This is a genomic window from Thermomonas sp. (assembly GCF_023953935.1).
In the GTDB taxonomy this organism is placed as follows: Bacteria; Pseudomonadota; Gammaproteobacteria; order Xanthomonadales; family Xanthomonadaceae; genus Thermomonas.
Window position 1 is genome coordinate 200405 of sequence record NZ_JAMLIW010000001.1, and the last position, 16188, is coordinate 216592.

17 protein-coding genes are annotated in these 16188 nt (G+C 66.8%); 7 read left to right on the forward strand and 10 right to left on the reverse strand.

Annotated elements, in window-relative coordinates; translation table 11 throughout:
- Complete coding sequence (locus M9902_RS00915) at positions 1-954, forward strand: DUF2207 domain-containing protein (protein ID WP_297220507.1); 954 nt, start codon at positions 1-3, stop codon at positions 952-954.
- Positions 954-2030: a DUF2207 domain-containing protein gene (locus tag M9902_RS00920; RefSeq protein ID WP_297220983.1), complete on the forward strand. Its 1077-nt coding sequence runs from the start codon at positions 954-956 to the stop codon at positions 2028-2030. Before M9902_RS00915 ends, M9902_RS00920 begins: the two co-directional genes overlap by 1 nt.
- Positions 2031-2056: 26 nt before the next feature.
- Here the strand turns inward: M9902_RS00920 and M9902_RS00925 are convergent, their stop codons facing one another.
- Positions 2057-3202, reverse strand: coding sequence for a hypothetical protein (locus M9902_RS00925; protein ID WP_297220509.1), 1146 nt, complete (start codon positions 3200-3202; stop codon positions 2057-2059).
- Between the two features lie 263 nt (positions 3203-3465).
- Between M9902_RS00925 and M9902_RS00930 the strand changes: the two genes are divergently transcribed.
- A complete protein-coding gene (locus M9902_RS00930; RefSeq protein ID WP_297220511.1) occupies positions 3466-3951 on the forward strand; it encodes a hypothetical protein in 486 nt (161 codons plus the stop codon).
- A 15-nt stretch (positions 3952-3966) separates the two neighbouring features.
- Here the strand turns inward: M9902_RS00930 and M9902_RS00935 are convergent, their stop codons facing one another.
- The 5 genes from M9902_RS00935 to hutU all read right to left on the reverse strand — a co-directional run bounded on the left by M9902_RS00935 (position 3967) and on the right by hutU (position 7848).
- Complete coding sequence (locus M9902_RS00935) at positions 3967-4671, reverse strand: DsbA family oxidoreductase (protein WP_297220514.1); 705 nt, start codon at positions 4669-4671, stop codon at positions 3967-3969.
- Positions 4672-4726: 55 nt separating this feature from the next.
- The gene (locus M9902_RS00940; protein ID WP_297171207.1) at positions 4727-5395 is read right to left on the reverse strand and encodes a hypothetical protein; all 669 of its coding nucleotides are present in this window, start codon (positions 5393-5395) and stop codon (positions 4727-4729) included.
- A 102-nt stretch (positions 5396-5497) separates the two neighbouring features.
- Positions 5498-5797 carry a type II toxin-antitoxin system RelE/ParE family toxin gene (locus M9902_RS00945; protein WP_297220516.1) on the reverse strand — a complete coding sequence of 100 codons (300 nt, stop codon included), beginning with the start codon at positions 5795-5797 and terminating at the stop codon, positions 5498-5500.
- Positions 5794-6078, reverse strand: a complete 285-nt coding sequence (locus M9902_RS00950) for a YlcI/YnfO family protein (RefSeq protein ID WP_297220518.1) — start codon at positions 6076-6078, stop codon at positions 5794-5796. Before M9902_RS00950 ends, M9902_RS00945 begins: the two co-directional genes overlap by 4 nt.
- 105 nt (positions 6079-6183) lie before the next feature.
- Positions 6184-7848, reverse strand: coding sequence for a urocanate hydratase (gene hutU, locus M9902_RS00955; protein WP_297171213.1), 1665 nt, complete (start codon positions 7846-7848; stop codon positions 6184-6186).
- A gap of 110 nt (positions 7849-7958) precedes the next feature.
- Here hutU and M9902_RS00960 point away from each other — a divergent pair, with 110 nt between their 5' ends.
- Together M9902_RS00960 and M9902_RS00965 are read left to right on the forward strand one after the other, a co-directional pair.
- A complete protein-coding gene (locus tag M9902_RS00960) occupies positions 7959-9194 on the forward strand; it encodes an ectonucleotide pyrophosphatase/phosphodiesterase (protein WP_297220521.1) in 1236 nt (411 codons plus the stop codon).
- 126 nt (positions 9195-9320) lie between these two features.
- On the forward strand, positions 9321-9839 hold the full coding sequence (locus tag M9902_RS00965; protein WP_297220523.1) for a methylated-DNA--[protein]-cysteine S-methyltransferase: 519 nt from the start codon (positions 9321-9323) through the stop codon (positions 9837-9839).
- A gap of 109 nt (positions 9840-9948) precedes the next feature.
- Here M9902_RS00965 and hutG read toward each other — a convergent pair whose 3' ends face one another.
- The gene (gene hutG, locus M9902_RS00970) at positions 9949-10899 is read right to left on the reverse strand and encodes a formimidoylglutamase (protein WP_297220525.1); all 951 of its coding nucleotides are present in this window, start codon (positions 10897-10899) and stop codon (positions 9949-9951) included.
- Between the two features lie 310 nt (positions 10900-11209).
- Between hutG and hutI the strand changes: the two genes are divergently transcribed.
- Entirely contained in the window at positions 11210-12427 is a 1218-nt protein-coding gene (hutI, locus tag M9902_RS00975) for an imidazolonepropionase (protein WP_297220527.1), read from the forward strand.
- Between the two features lie 75 nt (positions 12428-12502).
- On the opposite strand, the gene M9902_RS00980 is transcribed toward hutI, so the two are convergent.
- A complete protein-coding gene (locus tag M9902_RS00980) occupies positions 12503-12676 on the reverse strand; it encodes a 30S ribosomal protein THX (RefSeq protein ID WP_297171222.1) in 174 nt (57 codons plus the stop codon).
- Positions 12677-12741: 65 nt separating this feature from the next.
- Complete coding sequence (locus M9902_RS00985; RefSeq protein WP_297220529.1) at positions 12742-13194, reverse strand: MerC domain-containing protein; 453 nt, start codon at positions 13192-13194, stop codon at positions 12742-12744.
- 90 nt (positions 13195-13284) lie between these two features.
- Here M9902_RS00985 and M9902_RS00990 point away from each other — a divergent pair, with 90 nt between their 5' ends.
- Positions 13285-15321: a TonB-dependent receptor gene (locus M9902_RS00990; protein WP_297220532.1), complete on the forward strand. Its 2037-nt coding sequence runs from the start codon at positions 13285-13287 to the stop codon at positions 15319-15321.
- A gap of 371 nt (positions 15322-15692) precedes the next feature.
- Here the strand turns inward: M9902_RS00990 and M9902_RS00995 are convergent, their stop codons facing one another.
- Positions 15693-16181, reverse strand: coding sequence for a transcriptional repressor (locus M9902_RS00995; RefSeq protein ID WP_297220534.1), 489 nt, complete (start codon positions 16179-16181; stop codon positions 15693-15695).
- Positions 16182-16188 lie beyond the last annotated feature (7 nt).

Below are 16188 nucleotides of genomic sequence, written 5' to 3' on the forward strand. Positions count from 1 at the left end.
ATGCGCAGGCACGCAGTCGCCATCGCGCGAGCTTTGTTCAGCGGCATCCGCCAGCCGTTTCAGGCCAGGTTCGCGGTAGTCCATGCCTGCCCGCTGCGCGCGCGCGTCGCGCTGGCGTTGCTGGCGCTGTGCCTGTTGCTTGCGCAGTCCGCAGATGCCGGCGTGCAGGCAGCGCAACCGAGCGCCAAGGTCCCGCAAAAAGCAACCACGGCCACGGCCGACAAGGCTGCACCCAAGCCCGCAACCGAGGCACCGCTTGCGCTGCCGGAACAGCCACGCCGCCCATCCGGTGACGAACGCATCCTCGGCTACGACATCGACATCAAGATCAATGCCGACGGCAGCCTCAACGTCACCGAAATCCTGCGCGTCCACGCCGCAGGCAACAAGATCCGGCGCGGCATCTACCGCGATTTCCCGACCCGCTACCCGGACCGCTACGGCAACGACGTCGTGGTCGGTTTCAAGGTCATCGGCCTGCAACGCGACGGCAAGCCCGAGCCGTGGTTCACCGAAGATATCGACAATGGCGTGCGGGTGAACTTCGGCAATGACGACCTTCTGCCGGTCCCCGCGGATTACAGCTACGCCCTGACCTATCGCACCGATCGTCAGATCGGATTTTTCAGCGACCACGACGAGCTGTATTGGAACGCCATCGGCAATTCGTGGGAATTTCGCATCGAGCAGGCCAACGTCACCGTGCGCCTTCCGCAGGCGGTGGCCATTGCCGCCATGCGCGCGGAGGGCTACACCGGACCCCAGTTCAGCAATGCGCAAGGCTATCGCGCTTCGATTCCATCGCCGGGCACGGCGCGCTGGGCGCTGGCCGCTCCGCTGGCTGCTGGGGAAGGAATGACGATCGTCCTGAGCTTCCCCAAGGGCGTCCTGACGCCGCCCAGTCGCTGGAAAAAACCCGATGGCTGCTCCAGGACAATCCCGGCCCGTCCGTGATGCTGGCGACACTGCTGCTGGTCCTGGGCTGGCAGTTCCTGCTGTGGCTGCGGGTGGGGCGCGACCCCAAACCGGGCGTCATCATCGCCCGCTACGAGCCGCCCGCCGGCCACTCTCCGGCCGGAGCGCGTTTCCTGCAGCAGCAGGCCGCGGACGAACTGTGCTTCAGCACCGGGCTGCTGGCACTGGCGGTCAAGGGCCTGATCCGCATCACGGTGGCTGCCGACGGCAACGCATCCCCGCTGTGGACCTTGACCCGCACCGATGCCGCTCCGGGAGAGCTTCCGGTCTCGGAGCGCAGACTCCTCGACACCCTGTTCGGCAGCCGCGAGGCGGTCACCGTCGACGAAGCCCACGGCCCATTCCTGCGGTCAGCGCAGACCATGCAGTCCGACGCGCTCAAGCAGCGCTACGGCGGCATGCACCACGACACCCAGGACACCACGGGCTGCCTGATTCCGACCGCCATCGGTGCCGCCGGCTTCATCGCCGCTTTCATCCTCGCCAACGGCTGGGCCCTGTGGATGGTGCTGGGCATCGGCCTGGCAACGGCAGGCGTGGCCCTCGGTTTCTGGAAGCTGACCGCAAGTTACACTGCGGAAGGCCGCAAACTTCTGGACGAATTCGAAGGCCTGAAGACGTATCTGAGCGTGGCCGATCGCGATGATCTGGCGCGCTTGCAGGGCCCGGACGCGCCGCCAACGCTCGACGGCGAGCGCTACGCCGCGCTGCTGCCGTGGGCGATCGCGCTCGGCGTCGAAGCGGCCTGGACCGCCAAGTTCACCGCCGCGGTCGGCTCGGCAATGGCCAGTGCGGCGATCGCGGACTTCGCATGGATCCAGAACGCCAGCGCCAGCTCGCTCGCCCAGCTCAACCGCCAGCTCAATCACGATCTGAACAGGCGCATCGCCAAAGCCGCTGCGCCACCACCGCTACCGACAACCCGCACCCGCACCCGCACCACATCCTCCACCCGCACCAGCTCCAGCCACTACCGTCCCGGTTCCAGCTCTGGTCGCGGTGGCGGCGGTTACTCCGGCGGCGGCGGTGGTGGCGGCGGCGGCGGCGGGCGCTGAGCACCCGCGCGCTCCTCGCGCCCTGGTCAGCGGTGGGTGGCCGGCGGCTTCGCGTCGGCACCCGAAGTCGAACCAGCCGCTTGCGAGTCCTGCATCGGCACGTCTTCCGCCGACTCGGGCGCCGCGGCTTCATCGCCAGGGACCTCTGCCGGCTCGGCCGGAATCGCCAGAATGGCACCATCGAGCTCGGCCATCGGGCTTTCGATCGGGCACTTCGGGTCCGGGAAGCCATAGCGCGCGCGCAGCGCCAAGCCGCAGGCGTTGATCTCGGCCACGTCCTGGTTGGCGGCGTCCGACGGCTCCACGCATTCTCGCTCGTAGGCGCGGCGGAAGATGTCGCGGCGCTGCAGGAACTCGCTGCCGCAGCGACGCGCCAGGCGGATGCGGTCGAGGTCATCCTCCACCGCGTTGGCGCCGGACAGCCCGAAATTCTCCAACTCTTCGTCGGTCAGGATCTTCACCGTGCGATTGGGCACCGTGGTCATCAGGTCATAGACTTCGATCGAAGCGCCGTTGCGTTCGAGGTAATTGCGCAGTTCCTCGCTCAGAGCGCGCAGTTCTTCCCCAAGCTCCTTGCGGGACGTTGCCGTCGAGCGCATCCGGATCATCCGGTGGATGCCGACCGGCCCGACGATCACGCGCATGTCGCCCGCCGCCAGGATCAGCACACAGGCGCTGTGGCAGACCGAATCACCGCGCACCCAGATCGTCCAGTCGTTTTCGCCGATCGCATCGCCCGCGCGCATCGCCGCCTCCACGCTGCCGCCGGAGGAATCGATGTCGAGGATGCGCTTGCCGATGCCGAGATCAGCAGCCACCTTGCCGGCACGCTCGGCCAGGGCGGCAAAGCCGGCGGTGATCTTGCCCTTGTAGCGCAGCCGCATCAGGCCAGTGGCGCGGCAGTCTTGCATGGTGGTGCGCAGGTCGAGGTAGGCCAGCGACAGCACCGGCTTGCCGTCGCCGTGCAGATAATCCGCGCTGCAATCGATCGAGGCATCACCCGCTTCCAGCCGCGCCGGCGACCAGTCGATCTCGGCCTGCGGTTTGCGCTGCGTCACCGGCGCCGGCGGCGCCATCGCAGCCGCATCGGCGCTGGTCTGGGCAGGCTCAGGCGTGCGGCTGCAGGCGACCATCAGCACGCACAGCAAGAGCAGGATCCGGCGCAAGGGCATCGTGGCGATTCGTCCGAATGACCGTGCCCATTCTAAGGCAACGTTGATTTGTCCAGCGTGCCGCACGCCATGGCGGGCGCGCCCGCGGGCCGAGTGCGCAAGTGCTTGATCCGGCGTGAGTCGCTGATGGCGATCGCGAGCAAACCGCGGGCGACGCATGAACCGTGGTGAAACTGTCAGACCTGCCGCAACGCCGCTATGATCGTGATGGAACCACGACGGGCGCTGGCATGGAACAGGAAAACGACCGCTGGCAAGTGAGAGTGAACGGCGTCCCCCTGTCGGCCATGCAGGACAAGGGCAAATGGTTCATCTACCCGTTTTTCGGCTTTCACATGCTGATGTTCGGGCTGTCCGGCTTTTTCATGTCGTATGCGGAACACGGCCCCAGCTTGTTTTTCATCTACATGCACGGCGGCATCGCGATCGTCGTCTACCTGATCTTCTACCGGGTGATCTTCGGCCTCGACGAAGTGCGCTGGATGCTGATCAATGCCGCACTCGGTTTCCTCGGCATCTATTCGCAGCTCGGCTGGTTGCTCGACAAGTTCGGCAAAAACATCGATGACTATCCGTGGTATGTCAACATCACGCCGTTCCTGTATTACGTCCTGTATACCTTCCTGCTGCGCCAATTCCTGATCGACGTCACCGGCAGCCGCGGCAATCTGGCGCGGTTGAAGTGGGTCAACGCGCTCTACGTCACCGGCTCGCTGCTGGTCTACGGCGGGATGCTGGTTCGAACCTGAGCCTGCGCATCCGGCTCAGGTCGCTTCGCCGTTGGCCGCCGGCTTCGGCTCGCGGGCGATCTGCCGCAGCGCCTGCGCGAACACCTCCGGCGGCTGGCCGCCGGAAATCAGGTGTCGCCGGTCCACGATCACCGCCGGCACGCTGTTGATGCCCAGTTTCTGGAAGAATCGTTCGGCCGCCTGCACGTCGTCGGCGTAAAGGTCGGAATCGAGCACTTCGCGCGCCTTGTCCGCATCCAACCCAACGCCGCCGGCGATTTCGGCCAGCACCGCATGGTCGCTGACGTTGCGCCCCTGGCTGAAATGCGCCACCAACAGCGCGCCCTTGAGCGCCAGCTGCAAGCCCGGCCCCTGGGTCTCGGCCCAGTGCAAAAGACGATGCGCGGACAAGGTGTTCCAGGTGCGGCTGCGGGCGTTGAAGTCGAAGTGGAAGCCCAGCTCGGCGCCGCGCTGGCGGATCCGTTCCTGATTCTCGGCCAGCTGCGCATCACTCATGCCGTACTTGCGCTTGAGGTTTTCGGCCACGTCCATGCCTTCGTCCGGCATCTCCGGGTCCAGCTCGAACGGCTGCACGTGGATCTCCGCCTTCACCTCGCCCTGAAGCCGCCGCAGCGCTTCACTCAGCGAGGCCAGCCCGATCGCACACCACGGGCAGACCACATCGGAGACGAAATCGATGCGCATCACGGGCACCGTGCCGTGGCCTTCCGTCGCAGCCATGATTGTCCACTCCTGCAAATGGCGAAACCCGCCCGCACACTTTATCCAAACGCCGTCACGGTGACGCCCAGAGGGAATCAGGCAACCGTTCGTCCAGCCGCTTCCCCGGCGCGCATTGATCAGAGTAATACGCCGCCTGCATCCCGCCAATCTGCTGGCGCTGCTGGTACAGGGATTGGTAATAGAGCATCCCGCCCGCCCGCGCGCTGGCTTCGGGGATGCCGAGCAGGCGCGCCGCGCGCAGGTAGCGCTGGATCGCCTGGCACTCAGTCACCGCCTCGTTGCGCTCGCCGCGCACGTGCATGGCCTCGTGGGCGAACATCTGCACGCTGATGATGCCTTCACGATCGAGTTTTTCCGGATGCCGCAGATAGCGTCGCAGCACGCTGCACCACGGTTTCTGGAACACGATCCGTCCGCTCTCGAAATCGGCGTGGCCGGAGGCCAACGCCATTGGATCGACCGCGGTGTCGAAGAAGGTATTGCAGTGCACCTTCGCCTGTTCCACCCCCGACAGGATCCGCGCCTGCCGGGTCAGGAACTGCTCGAAGCGCCAGGTGCGCAGCGGGGGGTATGCGCAGGCGCAGGCCAGCGCGAGGGTGACCACGAGATAGGGCCCGAAAATCTTCTGCGGCTCGGCAAAACCGGGCTTGGGCACGAAACCGTAATAGACCTCGCGCAGGGCCAGCCACAGAAACAGCGCCGCGCCCAGCCACCAGAGCATCAGCGGTCCCGCCTCACGCAGGCGCGGATGAACGCCCGCCCGCCACCCGCAACGGCGGTCCGCACCGGCCGCACGCCGTCGTCCGCACCCGCGCGACAGCCGTCAGTGGTAGTCATCTTCGCGCTGGTGTCGCACCGCCAGCACGGTGACGGTCTGGCCGTCTTCGATCTCGAACAACGCCACGTAGCCGGCGCTGCCGAACGGAATCAGCAGCTCGCGCAGGAACGGATTGGCCTCATCCGCCTTGCGGCAGGCGAAGGGCGACTCCCGCAGCAGGTCGGCGCCACTCAGGATTGCCGCCAGTGCGGCGCGCGCGGCGGCGATGTCACGCTCCAGCAAAAACGCGTACAAACGCTTGAGATCGTCACGTGCCGCCGGCGCGTAGCGGATGCGCCAGCTCATGCACGATTCTTGCACGCTGCTTTGGCCTCGGCAGCGGCGAGCATCTCACCCAGCTCAGCGTGAACCTCGGCGGCGTCAAGATAATCCCCCGTCCGCCTGGCCTCCTCGCGCACCGCCAGCCCGCGGGCGATGAACTCGGATCGCAGGCGACGGCGGTTCACTTCCTCGCGCAGCGATTTTTCCATCAGCCCGGACAGGCTTTCGCCCTCGCGCAGCACCGATTCGGCGGCTTCACGCAGCTCCGGTGCCACGCGCAGCGGCGGCAAGGTGGCGGATTTCATGGCGTTCTCCGGATGTATTGCATTTGCGATGCAACTCTAGCACGCCTGCCGGCCGGGCGCGATTCCCGGTCGCGCAAAGACCGCCCGGGCCAACGGCCAAGGTCCTCACAGCATCGGCAACTTCAATCCCTGTTCGCGTGCGCAGTCGATGGCGATCTGGTAGCCGGCATCGGCATGGCGCATGACGCCGGTGCCGGGATCGTTCCAGAGCACGCGGGCGATCCTCGCATCGGCTTCGGGCGTGCCGTCGCACACGATAACCAGGCCGGCGTGCTGGCTGTAGCCCATGCCAACGCCGCCGCCGTGGTGGAAGCTGACCCAGGTGGCGCCACCGGCGGTGCTGAGCAGGGCGTTGAGAATCGGCCAATCCGAAACCGCGTCGGAGCCGTCGCGCATCGCTTCGGTTTCGCGGTTGGGGCTGGCCACCGATCCCGAATCGAGGTGGTCGCGGCCAATGGCGACCGGCCCTTTCAGCTCGCCGCTGCGGACCATTTCATTGAACGCCAGGCCCAGCTTGTCGCGCAGACCCAGACCCACCCAGCAGATGCGCGAAGGCAGGCCCTGGAAGCTGATCCGCTCTTCGGCCATGTCCAGCCAGTGGTGCAGGTGCGGATCGTCGGGAATCAATTCCTTGACCTTGGCATCGGTCTTGAGGATGTCCTCGGGATCGCCGGACAGCGCCACCCAGCGGAACGGGCCGATGCCGCGGCAAAACAGCGGGCGCACGTAGGCCGGCACGAAGCCGGGAAAGTCGAAGGCGTTTTTGCAACCGACGTCGAAGGCCATCTGGCGGATGTTGTTGCCGTAGTCGAACACCGGAATGCCCTGCTTCTGGAATGCGAGCATCGCTTCGACGTGTTCGCGCATCGAGGCCTTGGCGGCGTCGCGGGTGGCGTCGGGATCGCTGACGCGGCGCTCGAACCATTCTTCGACGGTCCAACCCTTGGGCAGGTAGCCGTTGACCGGATCGTGGGCACTGGTCTGGTCGGTCACCGCATCCGGACGCACGCCGCGCCGCACCAGTTCGGGCAGGATGTCGGCGGCATTGCCCAGCAGGGCGATGGATTTGGCTTCGCCCGCCTGCGTGTACTTTTCGATCCGCGCCAGCGCGTCATCCAGGTCGGTCGCCTGCTCGTCCACGTAGCGGGTCTGCAGGCGAAAATCGATGCTCTTCTGCTGGCATTCGATATTGAGCGAACAGGCGCCCGCCAACGAAGCCGCCAGCGGCTGCGCGCCGCCCATGCCGCCGAGGCCGGCGGTGAGGATCCAGCGGCCCTTGAGATTGCCGCCATAGCTTTGCCGGCCCATTTCGACGAAGGTCTCGTAGGTGCCCTGCACGATGCCCTGCGAGCCGATGTAGATCCAGCTGCCCGCGGTCATCTGGCCGTACATCATCAAGCCCTTCTTATCGAGCGCGTGGAAATGCTCCCAGGTGGCCCAGTGCGGCACCAGGTTGGAATTGGCGATCAGCACCCGCGGCGCGTCGGTGTGGGTCTTGAACACGCCCACCGGCTTGCCCGATTGCACCAGCAGGGTCTCGTCCGGATTCAGCTCGCGCAGCGATTTCAGGATCGCGTCGAAGCACTCCCAATTGCGCGCGGCGCGGCCGATGCCGCCGTAGACCACCAGCTCGGCGGGGTTCTCCGCCACTTCGGGATCGAGGTTGTGCTGGATCATCCGGTAGGCGGCTTCGATCTGCCAGTTCTTGCAGCTCAGCTGGCTGCCCTTGGGCGGATGGATGACGCGGGTCGGATCATTGCGGGTGGACATGGCGGGCTCCTGCATGGATTGCATAGGCGAGCAAACGCCGATTATCGCATCCGCGCAGAAAACCGCCGTCCACGGTCCACACCGCCCCCATGATCGAATACCATGGGCCGATGCCCGCATGGATCCGCGCCAGCCTGCTGCTGGCTCTTGCACTGATCACCGGCTGCGCCACGCAGCCGCCCTCGGACGCACGCCCTCCGCTGCTGCTGGTGTCGATCGACGGTCTGCGTCCGACCGATGTCGATGCCAACCAGATGCCGATCCTCAACGCCTTGGGCAATGCCGGCGTGCGGGCGGAGTGGATGACGCCCTCCTATCCCAGCAAGACCTTTCCAAACCACTACACCCTCGTCACCGGCCTGCGCCCCGACCACCACGGCATGATCAACAACACCATGTATGACCCGGTGTTGGGCGATTTCAACCTGTCCTCGCGCGACGCCGTGCAGGACCCGCGCTGGTGGACCGGCGGCGAGCCGGTGTGGATCACCCTGCAGCGCCACGGCGGCCGCGCTGCGACCATGTTCTGGCCCGGTTCGGAAGCCGCCATCCAGGGCCAGCATCCGACCGACTGGCGCGTCTATGACGAACACCTCAGCGCCTCGGCGCGGGTCGATCAGGTGCTGGCGTGGCTGGACCGCCCGGCCCGTACCCGCCCACAGTTCATCACCCTGTATTTCGAACAGGTCGACCACGCCGGCCACGCCACCGGACCGGACTCGGCGGAAAGCCGCGCCGCCCGCGCCGAGGTGGACGCCGCGCTGGGCAGGTTGCAGGACGGGCTGCGCCAACGCGGGCTGCAAGACAAGATCAACCTGATCGTGGTGTCGGACCACGGCATGGCCGACATCACCGGCCGCGAATACCTCGCCGACTACCTGCGGCCACACGGTCTGGGTCTGGAGGCGATCACCATCGTCACCGGCGGCGCGCTGGCCAGCATCAATCCACGCCCGGGACAGGAAGCCGCCGTCGCGGCCGCGCTGCTGGGTCGCCATCCGCACGCCACCTGCTGGCGCAAGCAGGATCTGCCCGCGCAATGGCATTACGGCACGCACGCGCGCATCCCGGCGATTCTGTGTCAGGCCGACCTGGGTTGGCTGCTGCTGGCCCGCGACAACGGACGGCCGTTCAAGGCCGGCGGTGGCCACGGGTATGCCATCGAAGACCCGACGATGCACGCCACCTTCATCGCCTCCGGCCCGGCATTCCGCAACGGCGTGACGCTGCAACCGTTCGACAACGTCGACGTGTATCCCCTGCTGATGCGCCTGCTGGGGCTGACACCGTTGCCCAACGATGGCGACATCGCGCCGCTGCTGCCGGCGCTGCGCGACACGCGCTGACGCTTGCCGCCACCGGCCAACGGCAACTGCGGCGAACGCAGTCCGCGTGAACAATCGGGAACTCCGCTTGCCTTACGATGGAACAAGCGAACCCGACGTCAATGGCCCCGCCGCCGAGGAGCGAGCATGATTGTCTTCCGCCGCATCGAAAGCCCGATCGGGCCGCTGTTGATCGCTGCCGATGAACGCGGCCTGTGCAACATCGAATTCCGGCAAAGCAGCCACCCCGTCGACCGCAGCGGTTGGCGCGGCGGCAACAGCCCGTTCCTCGACGCCACCGAAAAACAGCTGGGCGAGTATTTCGCCGGCAAGCGCCGCCAATTCGATCTGGCGCTGTCACCGCAGGGCACCGATTTCCAACTTCGCGTCTGGCGCGCACTGGAAACGATTCCCTACGGCCAGACCATCAGCTACGCCGAACTGGCGCGCCGGGTGGGCAATCCGAAAGCATCGCGCGCGGTCGGATTGGCCAACGGCCGCAATCCGCTGTCGATCATCGTGCCCTGCCACCGCGTGATCGGCGCCGACGGCAGCCTCACCGGCTACGGCGGCGGCTTGCCGATCAAGGAATTCCTGCTGCGCCTGGAAGGCGCGCTGCCGGCGGAGAACGCCGGGTTGTTCGCAGCGCACGCAGGCCGATGCTGAGGCAAGAGGACACCGGCAAGCGTCAATATCAGCAACACATCGCCCGTCGCTGCAGCGGATTCGCGTGGTGTTGCATGGCGGATGCCGACATGGGGCGCGGATTGCCGGATCACGCACCCGTGCGCGCCTGCCATGCCGCATGACACACACGGTGGATCAGGCGCGCGGCCACCCGAGCGGTCACATTGTCGCGATCCAGCGGCGGTGACAGTTCGGCCACGTCCAGCAGCCGCAATTTGCCGGTGGCTGCGACGGCATCGAGCAGCGGCTCCACCACCTCCAACGGCAGCCCGCGCGCGGCCGGCGCGCTGACGCCGGGTGCCATCGCGTGCGGCAGGCCGTCGATGTCGATGGTCTGGTAGATCAAGTCCACGTCGGCCAGGCGCGCTTGCAATTGCTCGATGTGCGCAGCCAACGTCAGCAGGTTCAGCTGGTCATCCATGACGTAGCGCACGCCAAGCCGATCGGCGGTGTCGAACAGCACGCGGGTATTGGCAGCGGCGCTGATGCCGTAGACGTGGTATTGCAAATCGATTCCCAGCGCCTGCGCGTGCTCGATCGCCTGCAGGAACGGCGTACCGCTGCTGCCTTCGTCCTGCCGGCGCAGGTCGAAATGGGCATCGATGTTGATGATCGCCACGCGCGGCCTTCGCGTGCCCAGGTGCTGCGCCAGGCCCTGCCAACTGGCGAAGGCGATCTCGTGACCACCACCGAGGCCCACCGCGAAGTGGCCGGCATCCAGCAGCGCCGCCAGTCGCTGTGCATAGCGCGACTGCGCGGCTTCCAGATCGCCATCGGTGCAGTCCACCGTACCGGCGTCGTACAGCGGTGCGGCATCGAGCACGGGCAAGTTCGACAACATCTTGCGTAGCGCCACCGGGCCGTCTTTCGCGCCGACCCGGCCATGATTGCGGCGCACGCCTTCATCGCAGGCAAAACCCAACAACGCCACCCCGGGCGCGGCACCCGCCTGCGCCCGCCGCACCCACTGGTGCCAACGCCGGGTCGAGGCATCCTCGGGCAGATCGACGCGACCACCCCATCCGTCTACAGTGCTCATGACCGCACCCGCCGCATCGCTTGCATGACGTCACTCCGTTTCGATGCCGGCATTATGGAACGTGCAGCCGACGACGGCGCTCACCTTCCCGCAACTGCGCGATACCGCGCAACGGTCCTGCGGCACCCCCGCGACAGCGAAGTAAAGGAGGAGATGACGGCCGCCGGCCGTCATCGGGGGACATTCGCTGTCGCGGGGGTGCTGCAGGACTCGCCAATCCACAAACCGCACCCAAGCAACCACAACGCAATCTGGCCGGCTCCTCCGCACACGGCCATAATCAAACCCTCGAAACCGCCATGGAACATCCATGTCCGCACCCGATTGGGACCTGCTGCTGACCCATGCCACGCTGGCCACGCTGGACGGCTCCGCGCCGTTCGGCCTGATCGAAGACGGCGCGCTGGCCTGCAAGGACGGTGTGATTGCGTGGGTGGGCCCGATGGCACGATTGCCCGAGGGCGCAACCGCCGCGCGGGAAGACGACCTTGGCGGCGCGCTGGTGACGCCGGGGCTGATCGATTGCCACACCCATCTGGTGTTTGCCGGCAACCGCGCGCGCGAGTTCGACATGCGCCTGAACGGCGCCAGCTACGAGGACATCGCCCGCGCCGGCGGCGGCATTCTCTCCAGCGTGATTTCGGTGCGTTTGGCACGCGAGGACGCACTGTTCGAACAATCCCTCACACGCGCGCAGGCATTGCTGGCTGACGGCGCGACCACGCTGGAAATCAAGTCCGGCTACGGGTTGGATCTCGATTCGGAGCGCAAAATGCTGCGCGTGGCGCGGCGGATCGGCGCGACGCTCGGGATCGGCGTGCGTACCAGCTTTCTCGGCCTGCACGCCTTGCCGCCGGAGTTCCACGGCCGCGCCGACGACTACGTCGAGGAAGCCATCGACTGGCTGGCGGTCCTGCACGCCGAAGGACTGGTGGACGCGGTGGACGCCTTTTGCGAGGGCATCGGGTTTACCCCGGCGCAGACGCGGCGGATGTTCAACGCTTCACGCGAGCTCGGGGTTCCGGTGAAACTCCACGCCGACCAGCTCAGCGACCTCGGCGGGGCCATGCTCGCCGCGGAATTCGACGGCCTGTCAGCCGACCACATCGAGTTCAGCAATGAAGGCAGCGTGCAAGCCATGGCCCGCCACGGCACGGTGGCCGTACTGCTGCCGGGCGCCTTCCACGTGCTGCGTGAAACCCGGCTGCCACCGCTGGACCAGCTGCGGCAGCACGGCGTGCCGATGGCGGTGGCCACCGATTGCAATCCCGGCACCTCGCCACTGCTGTCGCTGCGGCAGGCCATGCAACTGGCTTGCACCCACTTCAAGCTGACCCCGGAAGAAGCCCTGCGCGGCGCCACCGTCCACGCCGCCAAGGCGTTGGACCTGCCCGATCGGGGCCTCCTGCGCGCCGACCTGCGCGCCGACTTCGTGGTCTGGAACCTCGGCCATCCCGCCGAGTTGTGCTACTGGCTGGGCGGAAGCTTCGCACGCAGCGTGTACGCCGGCGGGACACAGCTGCGCTGAACCGGCAATCACCCGGTTCCGGAAACGCGAAAGCCCCGCATCGCGGGGCTTTCGACAAGCGTCAGGACCCGCGGCTCAGGCGGCGGACTTCTTCACCGCCTTCTTCGCGGCGGTCTTGGTCGCCGTCTTCTTGACAGCAGGTGCCGCGGCGCTGCCGGCGGCCTTCTTCGCGGGGGCCTTCGGCCGCACGTTGCCAAAGCTGGCGTTGAAGCGCTTGCCCTTGGCGGTCTTGGTATCGCCCTTGCCCATCGGTGTTGCTCCCGGATCGATTCGTTCAGAAGGTGGATCGCGTCGCGCGCGAGTCGGGCATTCTATCACGCGGTTTCGTGCGCGGAACCGCGCACGGCGTCGGCGCAGCGGCCCTGCGCGCAGGTCGCACCGTGCACGTGCCCGTGGTTGAGGCGCAGGTTTTGCCAATGCGCCAGTCCCACCAGCACCCCGCCGAAGGTCATCACCAGTGCGTGCGGCAGCACCGAGTGGTGCAAGGGCGCGTACAGGATCGCCAGCCACAGCGCCGCCAACCCCGGCAGCAGCAGCCACAGCGCGCGCACGGCGCGATGGCGACGGTACCCCCACGCCAGCACCGCCAGCCCGAACAGGCTGGCAAAGGCCACGAACCCGGCCTCGAAGCCATCACCCAACCACAGCGCCACACCCAGCGAAGGCAGGGCGGCAATCAGCAATGGCAGCAGCGCGCAATGGATGGCGCAGACCAGGGAGCCGGTCGCGCCGATCCGGTCGAACATTGCAGGGACACGATCGCGCATCGGCAGCGTGACTTCAGGCAGAGGCAGTCTCAATTTTTGTTATGTTATAACGTTTGCAATACCCGCGCAACCCGACACGCCATCTCCTCCATGCTTCGCCACGCCGCGCATTCCCGCAAGCAGTACGCCACCCGGGCAGCCGTGCTGGCGGCCCTGCTGGGGTCGATCGCACCTGCCAGGGCCCAGCAGACGCCACCCGCCACCGCACCGCCGCCACCTGCCACCGACACCCGGCATCCGCCCGAAGAAGAGCATGTCAAGGTCCTCACCGGCCTCGTGGTGACCGGCGGCATGCCGCGGGACACCGCGGCCGACCTGGGCAGGCCTGCCGAAGTGCTGTCCGACGAACGCCTCGATGAAAATCGGGCCGCCAGCCTGGGCGACACCGTCGCCAGCGTCCCCGGCGTGCAAAGCTCCAATTTCGGCCCCGCCGCGGGTCGCCCGATCATCCGTGGTCTGGATGGCCCGCGCGTGCTCATCCTCAACGACGGGCTGGCTTCGCAGGATGTCTCGACGCTCAGCCAGGACCACGCCCCGGCGGTCGAACCCTTCCTCGCCGACCGGATCGAGGTGTTGAAAGGTCCGGCCACCCTGCTGTACGGCGGTGGCGCAATCGGTGGCGCGGTCAACGTGGTCGATGGCCGCATCCCCGAGGTGGCCGTCGACAATGGCCTCAGCGGGCGTGCGGAAACCCGCTTCCTCGCCGCAGCGCAAGGAGGCAATACCAGCATGGTCCGCGTCGATGGCGGCAGCGACCTGTTCGCCCTGCACGCCGATGCGGTGTTTCGCCACGCCCGGGACTACGCCACACCGCGGGATCGACAAGCCAATTCCTTCATCGACACGCGGGCCGGCAGTCTCGGCGGCGCGCTGCTGGGCGACTGGGGCTTCGTGGGTCTGTCGGCGGCGCGTTTCGGGAATATCTACGGCAATCCCGGCGAACCCGACGTGCACCTGCGGATGCGACAGGACCATTACGAATTGAAAGGCGCATTGCGCGACGTGTGGGGCGCGGGCAATGGGCTGCGGTTTGCGGCCGGTCACAGCGGCTACGAGCACACCGAATTCGAAGGGGACACGCCCGGCACGGTGTTCCGCAAGAACGCCAACGAGGCCCGCCTCGAAGCCAGCTTTGGCAACGCCACACATTGGCAGGGCGTGGTGGGCGTGCAAGCATCGGCAAGCCGCTTCATCGCCATCGGCGAAGAGGCCTTCGTGCCGGAGACCCGCACCCGGGCCCAGGGCGTGTTCGGCGTGGTCCGCCGAAGTCCCGGCAACGTCCAGCTGGATCTGGGCGCGCGCATCGACCATCTCCAATCCAGACCTGTCGGCGGTGCTGCGCGCAGCTTCCACCCGCTGAGTCTTTCCATCGCCGGCGCGTGGAAGTTCGCCCCCCGCTGGACGCTGGCCGCCAACTTCGATCATGCCGAACGCGCACCGGCCGAAGAAGAGCTGTTCTCCGATGGCCCGCACGTCGCCACCCTCGCCTACGAGATCGGCGATGCCCACTTGCGCAAGGAAACGGCCCGGCAACTGGAGCTGGAACTGCAATACCAATCACCGCGCATGCAAGCCAAGCTGACGGTGTATTCCACCCGCATCCGCGGCTTCATCCATCTGGCCGAGACCGGCGCGTTCTGGCATTGGGACGATGCAGACAAACTCCTGCCAATCCGCCGATGGACGCAAGCCGATGCCGATTTCCGCGGGTTCGAAGGCGAGGCCATCTTCCATCTGACCACCAACGCTAGGGGTGACTGGGACCTGCGCGTGTTTGCCGACGGCGTGCGTGCCAGCTTCGACAGCGGCGGCAATGTTCCCCGCATCGCACCGTCCCGCCTGGGCGCGCAATTACGCTGGGAAAACCTGGGCTGGCGCGCCGCCCTGGGCGCGATCTGCAGCCGCCGCCAGAACCACGTTGCGCCCAATGAAACCCCAACCGCCGGCCATACCCTGGTGGATGCGCACGCCGCACGTCACTTCGATACCGGCAACGTCAGCTGGGAGGTGTTCATCGACGCCAGCAACCTGACCAATCAGGACGCCCGCGTGCACACCTCGTTCCTGAAGGACGTGGTGCTGCTGCCGGGCCGCAGCCTTGCTTTTGGCGTGCGGGTGTTCTTCTGATCGATCGTTTGTCGCTGATCGCGCTTTCAGCTGCCGCGTGGCTGGAACTGATACGGGGCGCGGGTCGCAGGGCCAGTGCTGATGCGGTCCGCGGATGGCCAGATCGAGTTTGCCGCTCAATGCTCCGCTTCCGGCTCCGATTCGCGGCCGCAGGCCACCCCTGGTCTGCTCAAACCCGACCGGGCCACCCGCGACCCGTGAGCTTCTCGCATTCCACGGCTTTGAATCGACACGTTCGCGCTTGGTGGCTAACCCACCACCACGAATGTCCGGCGGTGTCGTCGGAGAATGTGCTGAATCCATGCAAAGCAGCCACAAGGCCGCCTCCCTTCGCGGTCGATTCGAGTCTGGCGCACCCGGAAGGAATCAAATCACTCTGCCGCGCAGCGCGCGCACAGGCCATGCACTTCCAGCGTCTGCGCCTGCGGCGCAAACCCCAGCGCGCGGGCGGCGGCATCCAGTGAAGACACGATGCTGGCGTCCTCCAGCTCGGTCGCCGAGTGACAGCGATTGCAGATCAGAAACGGCACCGAATGCTGGGCGCTGTTCGGGTGATGGCAGGCGACGAACGCGTTGATCGATTCCAGCTTGTGGATGAAACCATTGGCCAGCAGGAAATCCAGCGCCCGGTAGACCGTTGGCGGTGCCGCGATGCCGCCGTCTTCACCATCGCGCATCTTGTCGAGCAGGTCATAGGCCTTGATCGGCGCACCGGCGCGAGCGATCAAGGCCAGCACGCGCGCGCGGGTGGCGGTGAGGCGCAGGCCGCGCTCCTGGCAGGCGCGTTCGACCACGCGCACGAAGTCATCGGCGTCGTGGACGTGGTGGTGCGGATCGATGCAGGCGCGTGACTTGCCCATGCCGCCA

Coding starts and splice junctions, on each gene's coding strand:
- M9902_RS00915 (WP_297220507.1), top strand. CDS start 1: ATGCGCAGGCACGCAGTCGCCATCGCGCGAGCTTTGTTCAGCGGCATC.
- M9902_RS00920 (WP_297220983.1), top strand. CDS start 954: ATGCTGGCGACACTGCTGCTGGTCCTGGGCTGGCAGTTCCTGCTGTGG.
- M9902_RS00925 (WP_297220509.1), bottom strand. CDS start 3,202: ATGCCCTTGCGCCGGATCCTGCTCTTGCTGTGCGTGCTGATGGTCGCC.
- M9902_RS00935 (WP_297220514.1), bottom strand. CDS start 4,671: ATGGCTGCGACGGAAGGCCACGGCACGGTGCCCGTGATGCGCATCGAT.
- M9902_RS00940 (WP_297171207.1), bottom strand. CDS start 5,395: ATGCTCTGGTGGCTGGGCGCGGCGCTGTTTCTGTGGCTGGCCCTGCGC.
- M9902_RS00945 (WP_297220516.1), bottom strand. CDS start 5,797: ATGAGCTGGCGCATCCGCTACGCGCCGGCGGCACGTGACGATCTCAAG.
- M9902_RS00950 (WP_297220518.1), bottom strand. CDS start 6,078: ATGAAATCCGCCACCTTGCCGCCGCTGCGCGTGGCACCGGAGCTGCGT.
- hutU (WP_297171213.1), bottom strand. CDS start 7,848: ATGTCCACCCGCAATGATCCGACCCGCGTCATCCATCCGCCCAAGGGC.
- M9902_RS00960 (WP_297220521.1), top strand. CDS start 7,959: ATGCCCGCATGGATCCGCGCCAGCCTGCTGCTGGCTCTTGCACTGATC.
- M9902_RS00965 (WP_297220523.1), top strand. CDS start 9,321: ATGATTGTCTTCCGCCGCATCGAAAGCCCGATCGGGCCGCTGTTGATC.
- hutG (WP_297220525.1), bottom strand. CDS start 10,899: ATGAGCACTGTAGACGGATGGGGTGGTCGCGTCGATCTGCCCGAGGAT.
- hutI (WP_297220527.1), top strand. CDS start 11,210: ATGTCCGCACCCGATTGGGACCTGCTGCTGACCCATGCCACGCTGGCC.
- M9902_RS00980 (WP_297171222.1), bottom strand. CDS start 12,676: ATGGGCAAGGGCGATACCAAGACCGCCAAGGGCAAGCGCTTCAACGCC.
- M9902_RS00985 (WP_297220529.1), bottom strand. CDS start 13,194: ATGCGCGATCGTGTCCCTGCAATGTTCGACCGGATCGGCGCGACCGGC.
- M9902_RS00990 (WP_297220532.1), top strand. CDS start 13,285: ATGCTTCGCCACGCCGCGCATTCCCGCAAGCAGTACGCCACCCGGGCA.
- M9902_RS00995 (WP_297220534.1), bottom strand. CDS start 16,181: ATGGGCAAGTCACGCGCCTGCATCGATCCGCACCACCACGTCCACGAC.